This is a genomic window from Olsenella sp. An285 (assembly GCF_002159625.1).
Lineage (GTDB): Bacteria > Actinomycetota > Coriobacteriia > Coriobacteriales > Atopobiaceae > Thermophilibacter > Thermophilibacter avicola.
Map to the genome: position 1 here is coordinate 40119 of NZ_NFIZ01000015.1, position 15043 is coordinate 55161.

Annotated in this window: 12 protein-coding genes and 1 pseudogene; 12 read left to right on the plus strand and 1 reads right to left on the minus strand. The window is 64.3% G+C overall.

The annotated features are described in order from the left end of the window. Positions 1 to 12 precede the first annotated feature (12 nt). The 5 genes from rplI to purD all read left to right on the plus strand — a co-directional run bounded on the left by rplI (position 13) and on the right by purD (position 6064). Complete coding sequence (rplI, locus tag B5F79_RS09470) at positions 13 to 534, plus strand: 50S ribosomal protein L9 (RefSeq protein WP_087220760.1); 522 nt, start codon at positions 13 to 15, stop codon at positions 532 to 534. A 461-nt stretch (positions 535 to 995) separates the two neighbouring features. After that, positions 996 to 2384 carry a replicative DNA helicase gene (gene dnaB / locus B5F79_RS09475; RefSeq protein ID WP_241147304.1) on the plus strand — a complete coding sequence of 463 codons (1389 nt, stop codon included), beginning with the start codon at positions 996 to 998 and terminating at the stop codon, positions 2382 to 2384. A gap of 149 nt (positions 2385 to 2533) precedes the next feature. After that, positions 2534 to 3814, plus strand: coding sequence for an adenylosuccinate synthase (locus tag B5F79_RS09480; protein ID WP_087220763.1), 1281 nt, complete (start codon positions 2534 to 2536; stop codon positions 3812 to 3814). Positions 3815 to 3831: 17 nt separating this feature from the next. Continuing rightward, complete coding sequence (locus B5F79_RS09485; RefSeq protein ID WP_158094876.1) at positions 3832 to 4728, plus strand: DegV family protein; 897 nt, start codon at positions 3832 to 3834, stop codon at positions 4726 to 4728. Positions 4729 to 4780: 52 nt separating this feature from the next. Further along, positions 4781 to 6064 carry a phosphoribosylamine--glycine ligase gene (purD, locus tag B5F79_RS09490; RefSeq protein WP_087220770.1) on the plus strand — a complete coding sequence of 428 codons (1284 nt, stop codon included), beginning with the start codon at positions 4781 to 4783 and terminating at the stop codon, positions 6062 to 6064. 321 nt (positions 6065 to 6385) lie between these two features. Here purD and B5F79_RS09495 read toward each other — a convergent pair whose 3' ends face one another. Next, on the minus strand, positions 6386 to 6892 hold the full coding sequence (locus tag B5F79_RS09495; RefSeq protein ID WP_143786282.1) for a hypothetical protein: 507 nt from the start codon (positions 6890 to 6892) through the stop codon (positions 6386 to 6388). Between the two features lie 433 nt (positions 6893 to 7325). On the opposite strand from B5F79_RS09495, the pseudogene B5F79_RS09500 reads away from it, so the two are divergent. The 7 genes and pseudogenes from B5F79_RS09500 to B5F79_RS09530 form a co-directional block, all read left to right on the plus strand. Continuing rightward, positions 7326 to 7712, plus strand: a pseudogene (locus tag B5F79_RS09500) (HI0074 family nucleotidyltransferase substrate-binding subunit); the annotation flags it as partial. Positions 7713 to 7785: 73 nt separating this feature from the next. After that, complete coding sequence (locus B5F79_RS09505) at positions 7786 to 8556, plus strand: NUDIX domain-containing protein (RefSeq protein WP_087220776.1); 771 nt, start codon at positions 7786 to 7788, stop codon at positions 8554 to 8556. A 711-nt stretch (positions 8557 to 9267) separates the two neighbouring features. Next, a complete protein-coding gene (locus tag B5F79_RS09510; protein ID WP_087220779.1) occupies positions 9268 to 10959 on the plus strand; it encodes a Spy0128 family protein in 1692 nt (563 codons plus the stop codon). Between the two features lie 76 nt (positions 10960 to 11035). Beyond that, complete coding sequence (locus B5F79_RS09515; RefSeq protein ID WP_087220782.1) at positions 11036 to 11296, plus strand: hypothetical protein; 261 nt, start codon at positions 11036 to 11038, stop codon at positions 11294 to 11296. A gap of 151 nt (positions 11297 to 11447) precedes the next feature. Next, positions 11448 to 13202, plus strand: coding sequence for an ABC transporter ATP-binding protein (locus B5F79_RS09520; protein ID WP_087220785.1), 1755 nt, complete (start codon positions 11448 to 11450; stop codon positions 13200 to 13202). Between the two features lie 132 nt (positions 13203 to 13334). Continuing rightward, positions 13335 to 14132, plus strand: a complete 798-nt coding sequence (locus tag B5F79_RS09525; protein ID WP_087220788.1) for a hypothetical protein — start codon at positions 13335 to 13337, stop codon at positions 14130 to 14132. A gap of 108 nt (positions 14133 to 14240) precedes the next feature. Then, a partial coding sequence (locus tag B5F79_RS09530) for a zinc ribbon domain-containing protein (protein WP_143786283.1) occupies positions 14241 to 15043 on the plus strand: 803 nt, incomplete at its 3' end.

A 15043-nucleotide genomic window follows, 5' to 3' on the forward strand; every position in this document is an offset into this window, starting at 1 on the left:
AAGGAGTATCCCATGAAAGTCATCCTCTTGGGTGAGCTTCGGGGCAAGGGCGGCGAGGGCGACATCGTAGACGTCGCCCAGGGCTTCGCGGAGAACTACCTGTTCCCCAACAAGATCGCCCAGCCCGCCACCCCGGGCAACATCAAGCAGCTCGAGGAGCGTCGTCACAACATCGAGAAGCGCGAGGCCGAGCGCATCGCCGCCGCCGAGGCCACCAAGGCCGCTCTCGACGGCAAGTCCGTGACCGTCGACGCCAAGATCGGCGAGGAGGGCCAGCTCTTCGGCTCCGTCACCCCCGCCCAGATCGCCGACGCCGTCAAGGCCCAGCTCGGCATCGAGGTCGACCGCAAGCGCGTCGGCCGCGGCAACAACATCAAGACCTCCGGCAAGCACGTCGTTGAGGTCAACCTCTACCGCGAGATCACGGCCGTCGTCAACGTGCTCGTTGGCGTGACCGAGGAGACCGCCGTCGAGGAGGCCGCCGAGCCCGAGCCCGAGGTCGTGGTCGAGGAGACCACCGAGGTCGCCGAGTAGTTTTCAACGTACCTGTCCCTGAACTGGGGGTTTCTACAATAACCGCAGGTCAGAGAAGTGTAATGAGGTGCCCCTGACGAGATTGATTCGTCAGGGGCACCTTCTTCTATAGAGATTCAAACTAGGTAATCTACCTGCGGTTTTGTAACTGGTATCAGATTCTCGACCCTGTGTCGCACGTGTGTTTGGGGTCTCAAGAGACCGCGAGTTGATGTTGAAAACCCGACGTTTCCGCAGAAGATAAATTTGTTGAAAACGTCGAAAAGGAAGAAATCCCCGGTCAGGCGCCGTCTATTCTTAACACAAGCCAAAAAGAGGAAACGGCCTCAAAAATGACCCCTTGACAAGTCCCGGCCAGACGTTTTGGGCCTTCACCGTCCTTCTCGGCCCCTCCGCGCCGAGCCCGCGGGCGGCGGGCGCGTGCCATAATTGCCCCACAGGAACGCGTGCGAGGAGATACCGTGGCACAGAGCAGCTATGACGTGAACCCCACGAGGATGACGGCCAACGAGAACGCTGTCATGCCGCAGGACCCCGAGGCCGAGGCCTCCGTCCTCTCGGCGATGATGGTCTCCTCCGAGGCCCTTCAGGAGTGCCTCATCGAGCTCGAGCCGGAGGACTTCTACTTCCCCTCCAACCGCACGGTCTACGTGGCCATGCGCGAGATGTTCGACAAGAACATGCCCATCGACACCATCTCCCTGGCGGACTACCTCAAGTCCACGGGAGAGCTCGAGCGCGTGGGCGGGCGCAGCTTCCTTTTGGGCCTGGGCAACAACTCGCTTGCGCTCGTGGGCTGGCGCCGCCACGTGGAGATGCTCCACCGAGACACCACCCTGCGCAAGATGATCAGCGCCTCGGCGCAGATCACCGCGCTCGCCTACGACGCCCCCGAGGACACCAAGGAGGTCGTGGACCGTGCCGAGCGCATGCTTCTGGACGTCACCAACCGCGACGTCCACAAGAACGAGCAGTCGCTCGAGGAGATCATGGCGGACCTCTACGAGGAGCTCGGCCAGAACGCCGCCAACCACGAGGGGCCCCTTGGCGTCATGACCGGCTTCCCCAGGATCGACGAGTGCCTCCTAGGCCTGCGCCCCGGACAGATGGTGGTCATCGGCGCCCGCCCGGGCGTGGGCAAGACCTCCTTCGCCCTCAACCTCATGACCAACGCCGCCTTCAACGGCGCGAGCGTGGCCATGTTCTCCCTCGAGATGTCCAAGGTGGAGATCGCGCAGCGTCTCCTTGCCGCCAACGCGCGCGTGGGCCTGCAGGAGATCCGCTCCGCCCGCATCAGGAACGAGCAGTGGCCGCAGATCCTCCAGGCCACCAACGACCTCTCCCAGCTGGACATCATGATCGACGACACCCCCGGCACCACGGTGACGGAGATTCGCGCCAAGGCCCGGCGCATCCTGCGTGGCAAGAAGCTCGGCCTCGTGATCATCGACTACCTGCAGCTCATCTCCCCGCCCTCCGGCGGCCACCGCGCGGACAGCCGCGCCACCGAGGTCTCCGAGATGAGCCGCGGCATCAAGATCATGGCCAAGGACCTGGAGGTTCCGGTGGTGGCGCTCTCGCAGCTCAACCGTACCGTCGAGAACCGCACGGGCAAGCGCCCCCAGCTCTCCGACCTGCGCGAGTCCGGCTCCATCGAGCAGGACGCGGACATCGTCGCCCTGCTGGACCGCTCCATGAACGAGGACGAGGCCGCGCGCGACGACCGCCCGGACATGAACGAGACCACGTTCATCATCGCCAAGAACCGCTCCGGCGCCCTCGCGGACATCCCGCTCACCTTCCTCCCCGGCTCGACCAAGTTCGTCGAGGTGGACACCTTCCACGACTAGCGGCCTTGACCCAAATAGGGACAGGACACTTTTGGGACATCATCCGGATGATGTCCCAAAAGTGTCCTGTCCCTATTTGGGTCACCCCGGCATTCGGACCCTTGCCGTATAATGAACTCCGTATGCGAAACTCGACGAGAGGGACTTACATGTCGGCATCAGTGCTCGTGGGTACTCAGTGGGGCGACGAGGGCAAGGGCAAGGTCACTGACCTCATCTCCGGCGACTTCGACGTGGTCTGCCGCTACGCCGGCGGCGCAAACGCCGGCCACACCGTCATCGCCAACGGCAAGAAGCTCGCGCTTCACCAGGTTCCCTCCGGCGTCATGTACGAGGGCACCTACCCCGTGATCGGCAACGGCTGCATCGTTGACCCGGAGATCCTCCTCCAGGAGATCGACATGCTTGCCGAGCAGGGCATCTCCGCCGATCGCCTCAAGATCTCCGGCAACGCGCACATCGTCATGCCCTACCACAAGGACCTCGACGGCGCGCACGAGAAGAAGCTCGGCAAGAACCTCATCGGCACCACCAAGCGCGGCGTTGGTCCCTGCTACATGGACAAGATGAACCGCACCGGCCTGCGCATCCAGGACATGCTGGACGAGAAGATCTTCCGCGAGAAGCTCGAGAGCGCCCTGGCCTACACCAACCCCATCCTCGAGAAGGTCTACGAGCTGCCCACCTACACCGTCGAGCAGATCTGCGAGACCTACCTCCCGTATGCGAGCCGCATCCGCCCGTACATCGTCGAGAGCTCGCTCTTCCTCAACGAGCAGCTCGAGGGCGGCAAGAGCGTGCTCTTCGAGGGCGCCCAGGCCACGATGCTCGACATCGACCACGGCACCTACCCCTTCGTGACCAGCTCCAACTGCACGGCCGGCGGCGCCGTCACCGGCTCGGGCGTGGGCCCCACCAACATCGACCGCGTCCTCGGCGTGGCCAAGGCCTACCTCACGCGCGTGGGCTCCGGCCCCTTCCCCACCGAGCTCTTCGACGAGATCGGCGACAAGCTCGGCGAGGTGGGCCACGAGTACGGCGTGACCACCGGGCGCAAGCGCCGCTGCGGCTGGTACGACGCTGTGGTGGTCAACTACGCCGCCCGCGTGAACGGCCTCACGGACCTCGCCATCACCAAGCTCGACGTCCTGGGCTGCCTGGACGAGATCAAGGTCTGCGTGGCCTACGAGTGCGACGGCATCGAATACCACACCGTGCCCGAGCACCAGAGCGTCTTCTATCACGCCAAGCCGGTCTACGAGACCCTACCCGGCTGGAACTGCGACATCTCCGGCGTCCGCAACTTCTACCAGCTCCCGCGCGAGGCCAAGGACTACATCGACTTCCTCGAGCAGCTGGCTGGCGTCCGCGTGTCCATCATCACGGTGGGCCCGGACCGCGAGCAGACCATCGACCGCTACTGGCACTAGCGTCGAACGGGCGCCCCGTGCTCGATCGTGACTTCGCCATCGTGTGCGACCGCGGGTGTGACCTGCCGCCGCTCTACATAGAGCGCACGCAGGCCACGCTCGTGGGCGCCGTCGCGCAGACGCTGGGCACCCCGCTCTCCGCCGACGAGCTCACGCAGGAGTTCGTGGACGCGTACCGCGGGCTCGCCCGCAAGGGCCGCGAGCACATCGTCTCCGTCCACTCCTGCGCGGCGTTCTCGCCCGAGGTCCTGTGCGCGCGGGAGGCGGCCGCTGCCGTCTCCGACGTGGCGGACGTGCGCGTGGTGGACAGCGGATCGGCCTCCGCGGCAACTGGCATGGTCCTCTTCAGGCTCGCCTGCCACTGGGCGGACGGCGCTTCCTTCGAGGATGCCGTGTCCATGGCGGAGGACCTCTCGCGCCACGTGCGCCTGCTCGTCATCCCCGCGGCCACCTCGCGCTTTGGCCGCCGCCGCGCGCACCGCGGCCGCATCGGCCTCATCGGCCGCGCCACGTCCTCGCTGCGCGTCCGCATCTCCGGCGAGCGCTCCCTTCTCCTGGTCTCCGGCGGTGAGGTCACCCAGCTCGCCCGCTCCGCCGACCTCGCGGACCTCACGGGACGCCTGGCGCACGCCATGAGCTCCGTCTCCGCCTGCGAGGGGCCGCTCGTCTACGCCTGCGTGGAGACCGGCAGCAGGCGCGCCCTGCGGGCGCTCCAGAAGCCGCTCGACACCAACGAGTTCGAGGCCACGAACCTCGGCACCCTGCGCGCCACGCCGCCCGTGGAGGAGGTCATAGGCGCAGGAGCCGTGGGTGTTGCCCTGGCGGCCTCCCGCGACTACTGGAGAGACACTGCCGAGAAGAACCAGGACCCGTCAGACGCCTCCCGGGCGCAGGGCCCGCTCAGAACGTCATGAGAAGTCGACCGGGCTCCCCCGGCCCGGCCGTCCCCAGAGGAGGTAGTTCATCATGAGCAACACCAAGGTCGACATCCTGCTTCTTGGCTCCGGCGGGCGCGAGCACGCGCTTCTCGTCAAGCTCGCCGAGTCCCCGCGCGCGGGCAGGCTCTACGTCGCGCCCGGCAACGGCGGCATGAACGCCATGGCCGAGTCCGTGGAGCTCGACGCCGAGTCCCCCGTCGCCGTGGCGGACTGGGCGCGCGAGCACGGCATCGGCCTCGTGGTGATCGGCCCGGAGGCCCCGCTCGTGGCCGGCGTGGCGGACGCCGTGCGCTCCGCGGGCATCCCCTGCTTCGGCCCCAACGGCGACGCCGCCCAGATGGAGGGCTCCAAGAAGTTCGCCAAGCAGGTCATGGCGCGCGCCGGCGTTCCCACGGCTGCCTACCGCAGCTTCACGGACGAGGAGACCTGCGAGGCCTACGTGCGCCAGGTGGGCGCCCCCATCGTGATCAAGGCCGACGGCCTGGCCGCCGGCAAGGGCGTCATCGTTGCCAAGACGCTCGACGAGGCGCTCGAGGGCGTCCACGAGTGCTTCTCCGGCGTCTTTGGCGAGGCCGGCGCCACCGTGGTGGTGGAGGAGACCCTCGAGGGACCCGAGTGCTCGCTGCTGGCCCTCACGGACGGCAAGACCGTGGTGCCGCTCGCCACCGCGCAGGACCACAAGCGCGCCCTGGACGGCGACAAGGGCCCCAACACGGGCGGCATGGGCGTCTACTCCCCCGTTCCCGAGCACCTCGTCTCCGCGGACGAGCTGGCGGCCATGGTGGACGTCGAGGAGCGCGTGGTGGCCGAGCTCGCCTCCGAGGGCATCACCTACTCCGGCTGCCTCTACGGCGGCTTCATGCTCACCCAGGACGGTCCCAAGGTCCTGGAGTTCAACGCCCGCTTTGGCGACCCGGAGACCCAGGTGGTCCTGCCGCGCATGAAGGCGGACCTCGTGGACGTGTTCCTGGCCTGCGACAACGGCACCCTCACGCAGGACATGGTCTCCTGGGACGACGACTGGGCGGTCTCCGTGGTCCTCACCTCTGCGGGCTACCCCGGCAGCTACGAGAAGGGCAAGGTCATCACGGGCATCGAGAAGGCCGAGGAGATGGAGGGCGTGACCGTCTACCACGCCGGTACCGCCCTCTCCGACGGCAAGCTCGTCACGGTCGGAGGCCGCGTGCTTGACGTCACCGCCGTGGCCCCCACCTTCGAGGAGGCCCGCGCCAAGGCCTACGCCGCCTGCGAGCTCATCGACTTCGAGGGCAAGACGTTCCGCACTGACATCGGCCTGCGTGCGGTCAAATAGCCTGAGGCTCTGAGAGGCCGTCTGAGGCGCCGTTTGTGCGCCGCTGGATACGAGGTCGAATGGTCTCGCTTTTGGGCGTCTCCGGACGTTCTGTGAGGTCAAATTGTCCGGGAGCACCCAAGACCTATGACCATCCGTTTGGTCTTGGGCGCTTCCGGACGCTTTGTGATTCCAGACCGTCCGGAATCGCCCCATACCAACAAGTGAGGCCGCGGGGCCGCTCCATAAAGGGGCGGCCCCGCGGGCGTTGTTTGGTGCATGTTCACTATGAGTGATGGTCGACCATCGAATAGTACCAGCTAAATACCGATAAAAACGAACCTACTCTGACCCAGCGCCCAAGAGCTTGGTCGCAAACACACTGCGCTTCCACCACGGCAGGGCAGACATCGCCTGCTGACGCTCGGCGATGCCGGCCACGCGGTCGGCGAGGCGCGCGGCACGGTCGTTGGCTGCAGCGAGCTGGTCCCTCAGCTCTCCCAGTTCGCGCTCACGCGACGCGCGCAGCTCCGCAAGCTCGGAGACAAGGCGGTCGTTCTGCTCCTTGAGGTCAGCGATGCGTCCGTTAAGAGCGGAGATCACGGAGTCGCGCGTATCGGGCGTGATTGCGGGCACGGCCTCCTCGGGCACCGGGCCAGGGGTGGTGCGAAGCGGGATGTTCTTGCCCAGGGCGTCGGCCAGGGCTGAGACGGCAAAGTCATCGAGCACGTCCGTCTTCCCGACGCGCTTCACGTGTTCGGGGGCGAGCCCCAGCCTTTCGATGTAGTTCACGACCGTCTGCTTGGCCACGCCAAGCTGATCTGCGACTTCCCTCTTTGTTACTGCCATGGATGCTCCAGACGTGTTTGGTAGCGCAGGTGATGCATGTTCGATTGCTCAAACGCAATTATAAGTAGTTACGTCGGAATATTCGAGTGTCAACACCTATGTTCATCTTCTGGTGTGCAATGTGGTCGAAGATATGGTTGATATCGACAAGGACCAATCATCTGGGCATTCAGACAACCCTCAAGTTCAACTCAAATGTCTGTGAGCAGAGAAGAACTGAGGCAATCTGTTCAGCCTCAGCAGTGCGTTTACAGTCAGAGATGCGTTGCCGCAAAAGCCCATCTGTTCGACAACATTGCATACGACATCGAATACCTCACCAAAGAAGAAGGCAACGACACGATGCATTGCGTATCCCTATGATGGATGCAGGAGTTGCGTCAGGAGATCATGCGCGACGGAAAGGTTCTCTATGAGGTAGTTTGATAGCTACGACTCCGCATTAGAAACGCTTAAGCTGACTCCAAACCATGACCTCGAGAACGTATTTGTGCAGAGCGGAATCATCGATAAGTTCTCTCTTCAATTTGAGCTTGGTTGGAAGCTCTTCAAGGCGTTGCTGTCATATGAGGGGGACGCGACCGCTGTGATGGGGTCCCCGCGAGACATCATAAAGGCCGCAGTCTGCTATCACGAGTTCCTGGATGAGGAGACGTGGCACTCCATGCTCAGAGACCGCAACAACACTGCATACATATACGACCAACAACTAGCAAAACAGCTGGTAGATATGACTATTCGTCGATACATCCCTGAGTTTGGTCGACTAAGAGACGGTGTGGTTGGTCGATACGGGGAGCTTCTGGAAAGCCTGAGATAGGCCAACAATCTCTCCTTGGGCTAGAGTAGTCCCACGGCGCCGCCGGCGCACAGTCAAGAACCAGGAGGACCACATGTCCGACGAAAACGACAAGATCACCGCCCATGATGTAACAGAGCCCACCCGAGAGGACCTCGACTATGCCGTGGACGATATCCGCGACTCCGTAGCGGCCTTCACCTATGACGGAGACCGTGCCAGTCAAGACCATCTTTCTGGAGCTCCGGAGGAACGTGACCTTGTTCTTGGCGATGACGACCCGCGTGATGTGGCGCTCGCGGAGCGTCCCCTCACCGAGGACGTCGCCTGGACTGGTCGCATATTCAACGTTGACCGACTACGTGTTCAGTTGCCCGATGGTCGCAACGCCATCCGCGACGTCGTACGTCACCCCGGTGCCGTAGCAGTGGTCGCCCTCACGGACGAGGGCCGCATCTGCCTCGTTCGTCAGTACCGCACAGCGCTTGGTCGCGTGACGGTGGAGATTCCGGCTGGAAAGCTCTCCCCTGGCGAGGATCCGCTCGAGTGCGCCAGTCGCGAGCTCCTTGAGGAGACCGGCATGGAGGCCGAGAAGATCGCCTACCTGACCACCATCGCCAGCTCCGCGGGCTTCTGCGACGAGCTCATCCATATTTACATGGCCACGGGCCTCAGCTTCTCCAAATCCAGCCCTGATACTGACGAGTTCATCAACGTGGATCTCGTCGAGGTTGGCGAGCTCGTGGACGCGGTTCTGGACGGACGCATCGAGGATGCCAAGACCGTCGTTGGTGCCCTTCTCTGTGACGCCATCTCTCGTCGTCTCATGGATTCAGCTGAGGATTCCGAGGTCGAGACAGAGTAGCCAAGGTATACAACCAACGTTGTTCGAATTGGGCGGTCGACCAACAATCGACCGCCCAACTTGTAGTGATGTATTCGAATATGGAAAGACGCCTACGTGGTCGAAGACCAAGAGCGATACGTTGAAAAACACTAACAAAAATGCAGGTAGAAGCTGACTAAATCATAATGAGAACGTAGTTAGAAGTGAGAATAAGGCGACAGACGCTTTGTACGATTGTTGGCGATATGGCCGACTCTATAGGCGTAAGACTCAGCAAGTTTGGTCGGCAAGGGGGTGGCTCCTGTTCTGATTAGAGTGGCCGGGCAACGTGGAAACGCATCTTATATTTGAGAGCGAGAACCAGAAGATTCATTGGCCAAACTATCGAGAAGAACGACAATGCGGCGGCTCGTCACGAGTGCATTCAAAGATATGTCGATATGATGGAGACAAGCTCTTACGTGTCTAAAGATGTTGGTGTGGATGCTGATTGAGCCATCCCCGAAGACTTGGTCGATGTGAGAGGGCTATATATAAGTTTTCCGATTAGATATCGTGTCTGACCGAAGAGATTCCCATGTGAATGGCATGGCCGATTTTAGCCTTCTTCCAGAAGGTTTGGATCGAACAAGATGAGTCCCTCGCGAACATAACGCTTATCTTTGATATATGGGGGAGGTATAATACTGGTGTTTACCAGCAGAAACGTTTCTTCAGCTTCGTTTCTTCTTGCGTCAGGGTGATGAGTTCACGTTCCAGGTGACTCCGGTCGAGGGCGCCCCGTTGCCCAGTGGCGTGGACGCCAGTGGCACGATTACCATCAGGCCTTCCTCTGGCGGCTCGGCCAACATCGATTTCGGCTCCATCAAGATAGACCACGCCGGAACCTACGAGTACACAATCGCTGAGATTGAGGACTCGATTCCTGGAATCAAGTACGACACGCATACGGAGACGGTTGTCTTTGATGTAACCGACAATGGCGAGGGTGGCTATATCGTTAGCTACCAGGGTGAGCCTGTTTGGGAGAACAAGTACGAGGCTAAGTTCGTCGTGATTGGTGACAACGAGGCCGACCTCCAGGTGACCAAGAGCGTCACCGGCGCTGGCGCCCTGTCTGAGTTCGAGTTCAAGCTCCAGCTCACGACCAACAACGCCGACGGCGTTCAGGGTCTCGATGCTGACAACTCCATCACCAAGAAGACCTCTGGCCTAACTGGCACCCAGGGCACCGATACCGTCGACTTTGGTGATCTCACGTTTACCAAGCCTGGCGACTACGTGTTCACGGTGACCGAGACCACCACGACCTCTGCGGAGGGCTGGACCTACGACAACGCGCCCAAGACCATCACGGTTCACGTGGCGGATCCCGGCGACGGCCAGCTTGACGCGACGGTCGAGGGCAACAACCCGATCGTCACCAACAAGTACGACGAGCCCTACATCCCGCCCACGCCCACCCCGGACGAGACCGACCCCTCCAAGCCCGATCTCGACGTCGACAAGACCCTCACGGGCCACGACATGGTCGCCGGCGAGTTCAGCTTCACCATCACTGCCACCGGTGACAACGCCGACCACGTGAGCCCCAAGACGCTCACGGGCACCAACGATGCCTCCGGCAACGTGTCCTTCTCGGGCGACGGCTTCATCTTCGACGAGGCCGGTGAGTACACCTTCACCGTCTCCGAGGTCCTGCCGCAGGACGACGACCCGGAGACCCCGGGCGTCCAGCACAACGGCGTGACCTATGACGAGACCACGTACGCCATCACCGCCAAGGTGACCAAGGGTGCGGGCAACAAGCTCGTTGCCACGTGGGATCTCGGTTCCGCGGCTGGCGGCGTGACCTTCGCCAACACCTACGAGCCGGACGAGACGGCCAGCGTCTCTCTGGGCGCCACCAAGGTCCTCAACGGTCGCGACCTCGTGGCCGGCGAGTTCACCTTCGAGCTCGTCGACGGCCAGGGCAACGTCGTGGCAACCGCCACCAACGCTGCCGACGGCTCCGTGATCTTCTCGTCCATCGAGTTCACCGAGGCCGGCACGTACACCTACCTCATTCGCGAGGTGGCCGGCAGCCTGGCCAACGTGACCTACGACACGGCCACGCACACCGCCACCGTCACGGTGACGGACAACGGCGACGGAACGCTCACGGCAACCGTCCTCTACGACGGCTCCGGCGCGCTCCCGGTCTTCACGAACACCTACAAGGTGCCCGAGGAGCCCGGCGAGCCCGATAAGCCCGGCAAGCCCACCGAGCCCACGAAGCCCTCCAAGCCCGAGGAGCCGCAGAAGCCGGCTACCCCGGACACCGGAGACCACACCAACGCCGCGGCCCCGGTGGCCCTGGCCCTGAGCGGTGTCGCCCTCGTGGCCGGCGCCTACATCCTCAGGGTTCGCAGGAACCGCTAGCGGGACACGAGAGACCATCGCCGGCCGGCACCCCAACCAGGTGCCGGCCGGCTTCCATCGAAGAGAGGTGACGCACATGCCGCGCACGGCGCGCAAAGCGGGGGACGGGCCAAGGCGCCTCACCAAGACCGAGATCGCCATTCTCGCCTACGTTGGCGAGCACGAGGGCGAGGGGTGCTCCAAGAGCGCCATCGCCGAGTCCCTCGGCCGCAACGTCAAGACCATAGACCGCCTCGTCTCCGCCCTGCGCGCGGACGGCCTCCTGGTCGTGGAGCCTCGCTGGGCCGAGAACGGCGGCCAGCTGGCTAGCTGCTATCGCCTCGCGCGCGCCAAGTAGCGCAGCGCGAAAGCCCCTCATCGACGCCCCGACGGCCACCCCCGCCGTCGGGGCGTCGTTCTTCTCGCCGCGCGCCGACGGTGCTACCCTAGTTCCCGCTGAAAACCTGACAGAATACCCTGTCCCCTTTGTCATAACGGAGTTTCGCCACATGTTCCACCGCTTCCTCGGCTACTACAAGGGCCAGCTGCACCTCTTTGTCATAGACATCATCGCCGCCATCACGGTTGCCGGCATCGACCTCGCGTTCCCGCAGATCCTGCGCTCGCTCACGGGCGGCCTCTTCACCCAGGGCTCGGACGCCATCATGGGCGCGCTGGCGTACCTCGCCGTGGGATTGGTGTGCATGTATGCGATTCGCTTTGCGTGCCGCTACTTCGTGATCTTCTGGGGCCACGTGATGGGCGCCCGCATGGAGAGCCGCATGCGCGAGGACCTCTTTGACGCCTATGAGCGCATGAGCTTCAACTTCTTCGACCACAACAAGTCCGGCGACCTCATGAGCCGCCTGGTCTCCGACCTCTTTGACATCTCCGAGGCCGCGCACCACGGCCCCGAGTTCATCCTCATTGGCATCGTGGAGGTCACGGGCTCGTTCATCATCCTCTCCACCATCAACCTGCCGCTCACGGGCGTGCTCGCGCTCATCGCGGTTCTTCTCGTCCTCTACAACATCTACGCCAACATGCGCATGCGCGAGGTCTACACGGAGAACCGCGTGCGCATCTCCGGCGTGAACAGCCGCCTGGAGGACTCCCTCGCTGGCGTGCGCGTGGTCAAGAGCTTTGCCGCGGAGGACGTGGAGCGCGCGAAGTTCCGCCGCTCCAACAACGCCTACCTGGACTCCAAGACGCGCATGTACCGCGCCATGGGGCGCTACCAGGCGGCCATCGCCGTCATGATGGGCGCACTCAACACGGCCGTGGTGGTCTTTGGCGGCTGGCTCATCGCCCAGGGGCAGATGCAGGCCATCGACCTTGCCACCTACGCGCTCTACATCTCGCTCTTCACGGCGCCCATCACCTCCATCCTGGACTTCACGGAGACCTTCCAGAAGGCCATCGCGGGCTTCCGCCGCTTCTGCGAGGTGCTGGACACCCTGCCGGACATCCAGGACGCGCCGGACGCCAGGCCCATCCGTGTGACCAAGGGCGCCATCAGCTATCGCGACGTGCACTTTGCGTACAAGAACGCGGACGGCACCGCGGAGGACGAGGTCATCGGCGGCCTCACGCTGGACATCGCGCCCGGGGAGACCATCGCGCTGGTGGGCCCCTCCGGCGGCGGCAAGTCCACCACGTGCTCGCTCCTGCCGCGCTTCTACGACGTTGACTCCGGCTCCATCACCATCGACGGGCAGGACGTGCGCTCGGTCACGCAGCGGAGCCTGCGCGAGGCCATCGGCCTGGTGCAGCAGGACGTCTACCTCTTTGACGGCACCATCGCGGAGAACATCGCCTACGGCAGCCCGGACGCCACGATGGACGAGATCCGCGAGGCCGCGCGCCGCGCCAACATCGCGGACTTTGTCGAGAGCCTGCCGGACGGCTACGAGACCGAGGTGGGCGAGCGCGGCAGCCACCTCTCCGGCGGCCAGAAGCAGCGCGTGGCCATCGCCCGCGTGTTCCTCAAGAACCCGCCCATCCTCATCTTTGACGAGGCCACCTCGGCCCTGGACAACGAGTCCGAGCAGGCGGTCCAGGAGTCCCTGGCCGAGCTCGCCCGTGGGCGCACCACGCTCGTGATCGCACACAGGCTCTCCACCATCAAGAACGCTGACGAAATTGTCACCATGGAGCACGGGCGCGTCTCCGAGCGCGGAACGCACGACGAGCTCCTTGCCCGCGGCGGCACCTACGCGCGCTACTACGAGATGCAGTTCACGGACGGCGGCCTGGGCGCCTAGCGTCAGCTGCGTGAAGGGCTCCTGTTGCGCGGCCCGCGGCGGCTACGCGCCGGGGCCGATTGCGTATACTTGCTGTACAAACGTAGCGGGGCGCGGCTGGTCCGCAGGCCCCTTGGTGAGGAAAAGAGAGAGATGGCTAGGAAAGGCGATATCGCGCGCGTCCAGAAGGGCGCCCTCACGGCCGACGAGGCCGAGGCCCTGTTTGCGACCGTCGACCACACCGGCCACTCCGACGAGGAGCGCGCCCGTCGCCAGCGCGCGCACCGCAGGGAGAAGGGCGTCTCCCTCGACATCGACCCCCTCTCCGAGGAAGACCCCTCCGGCTCCAACGTGGGCAAGGTCATCACCCGCACCGCCGTCTCCTTTGTCGTCGTCTTCCTCGTTGCCGTGGTGGTGGGGCAGATTGGATTTGGCCTCATCCGCCGCTCCAACACCGCGGACCTCACCCAGTCCGTCACGGTGCGCACCGTGGCCTCCGCCCTGCGCGGCGGCGTGGAGTGGGGCAACGGCTTCACGCAGTTCCCCGAGGACTTCTCCGTCCAGGAAGCGGACGAGAACACCGGCCGCGTTGAGGTCACCGTCACGGACACCAGCTCGGAGAACGCGCTCGAGTGCTTTGCGGGCTCCGGCGTCCAGTCCCAGGCCTTTGCCGTGAACTGCCTGCTCAACCCCAACATCAACACCGTGGTCTACCACGTGAACGTCCACATGGACGACCAGGGCAACATCGAGCGCTCGACCCTCTTTGGCTTCCTCAAGCCCACGGGCGACGTCACCTCGTACATCACCTACGTCTGGACCAAGACCCAGTCGGCCGACGGCGTGCAGTTCTCCCTGCACATCACGGGCCTGGACGACTCCATCCAGCAGGAGCTTCGCGACAAGATCACGACCTCCTTCACCCCGGTCCAGATTCTGGGCGGCAACTAAAGGTTTAGCCCCACGAATCATATGCTGCCTTTGGGCAGCTCGTGGCACTCGCAGAGCCCAATGCGTGATAACGTTAGCCTCATGGCTGGATGCTGAAAGGGGACTGGCGTGAAGTGCAAGAAGTGCGGTGAAGAGCTGCCCGAGAATGCCCGGTTCTGCCCGGGGTGCGGCTCGCCCGTTGAGGGAGTGCCGGCTCCCAAGAAGCTCGAGGAGCCCCTCGCCCCGCTCGCGGGCGGTGCGGTGCCCCTCGTTCCCGTTGGCCCGCCGCCGCGCGCGGGTCGACCCTCCGCGCGCATAGCGCGCTCCTACGGCTCTCATGGCGGCCAGGCCGGCCAGCGTCCTTCTCGCTACTCCGCGTCGAGCCGCTACGGCATCTCGCACATCTTTGGTCATCGCGAGGAGGAGCCCGCTGCCGAGCACGAGGAGCAGCAGGCTCAGCAGCAGGCTCAGGAGCAGGCCGTCGAGCCCGTCGCCCAGCCTCGCCGCGAGGAAGAGACCGAGAAGAACGTCCGTCGCGCGACGGAGCCGGAGGCCGAGGCCACGCCGAGCGCCGTCGCGGAGGCGGAGCCCGCCGAGGTTGTCGAGCAGGCAGACGTCCCGCAGGAGCCGGAGGCCGTCGCCGAGCCCGAGGTAGAGGCCGCTGCCGACGCGGCCGCAGAGGCTGAGCCGGAGGCGGACGTCGCCCCCGAGCCCTCTGAGCCCGCCGCCGAGAAGCCCGCCGAGCCGGTCGAGGACGCCACTGACGTCGCACCTGAACCCGCGGAGGAGCCCGCCGTCAAGGCACCCGCCCCGGAGCCGCGGCACGCCGCCCACGCGGCGCCCCAGCCCGCCGCCGAGGACGCCGCTAACGAGGAGGATTCCGAGTACGACGACCTCGACGCCGAGAAGACCGGCCGCCTGCGCCCCATCCC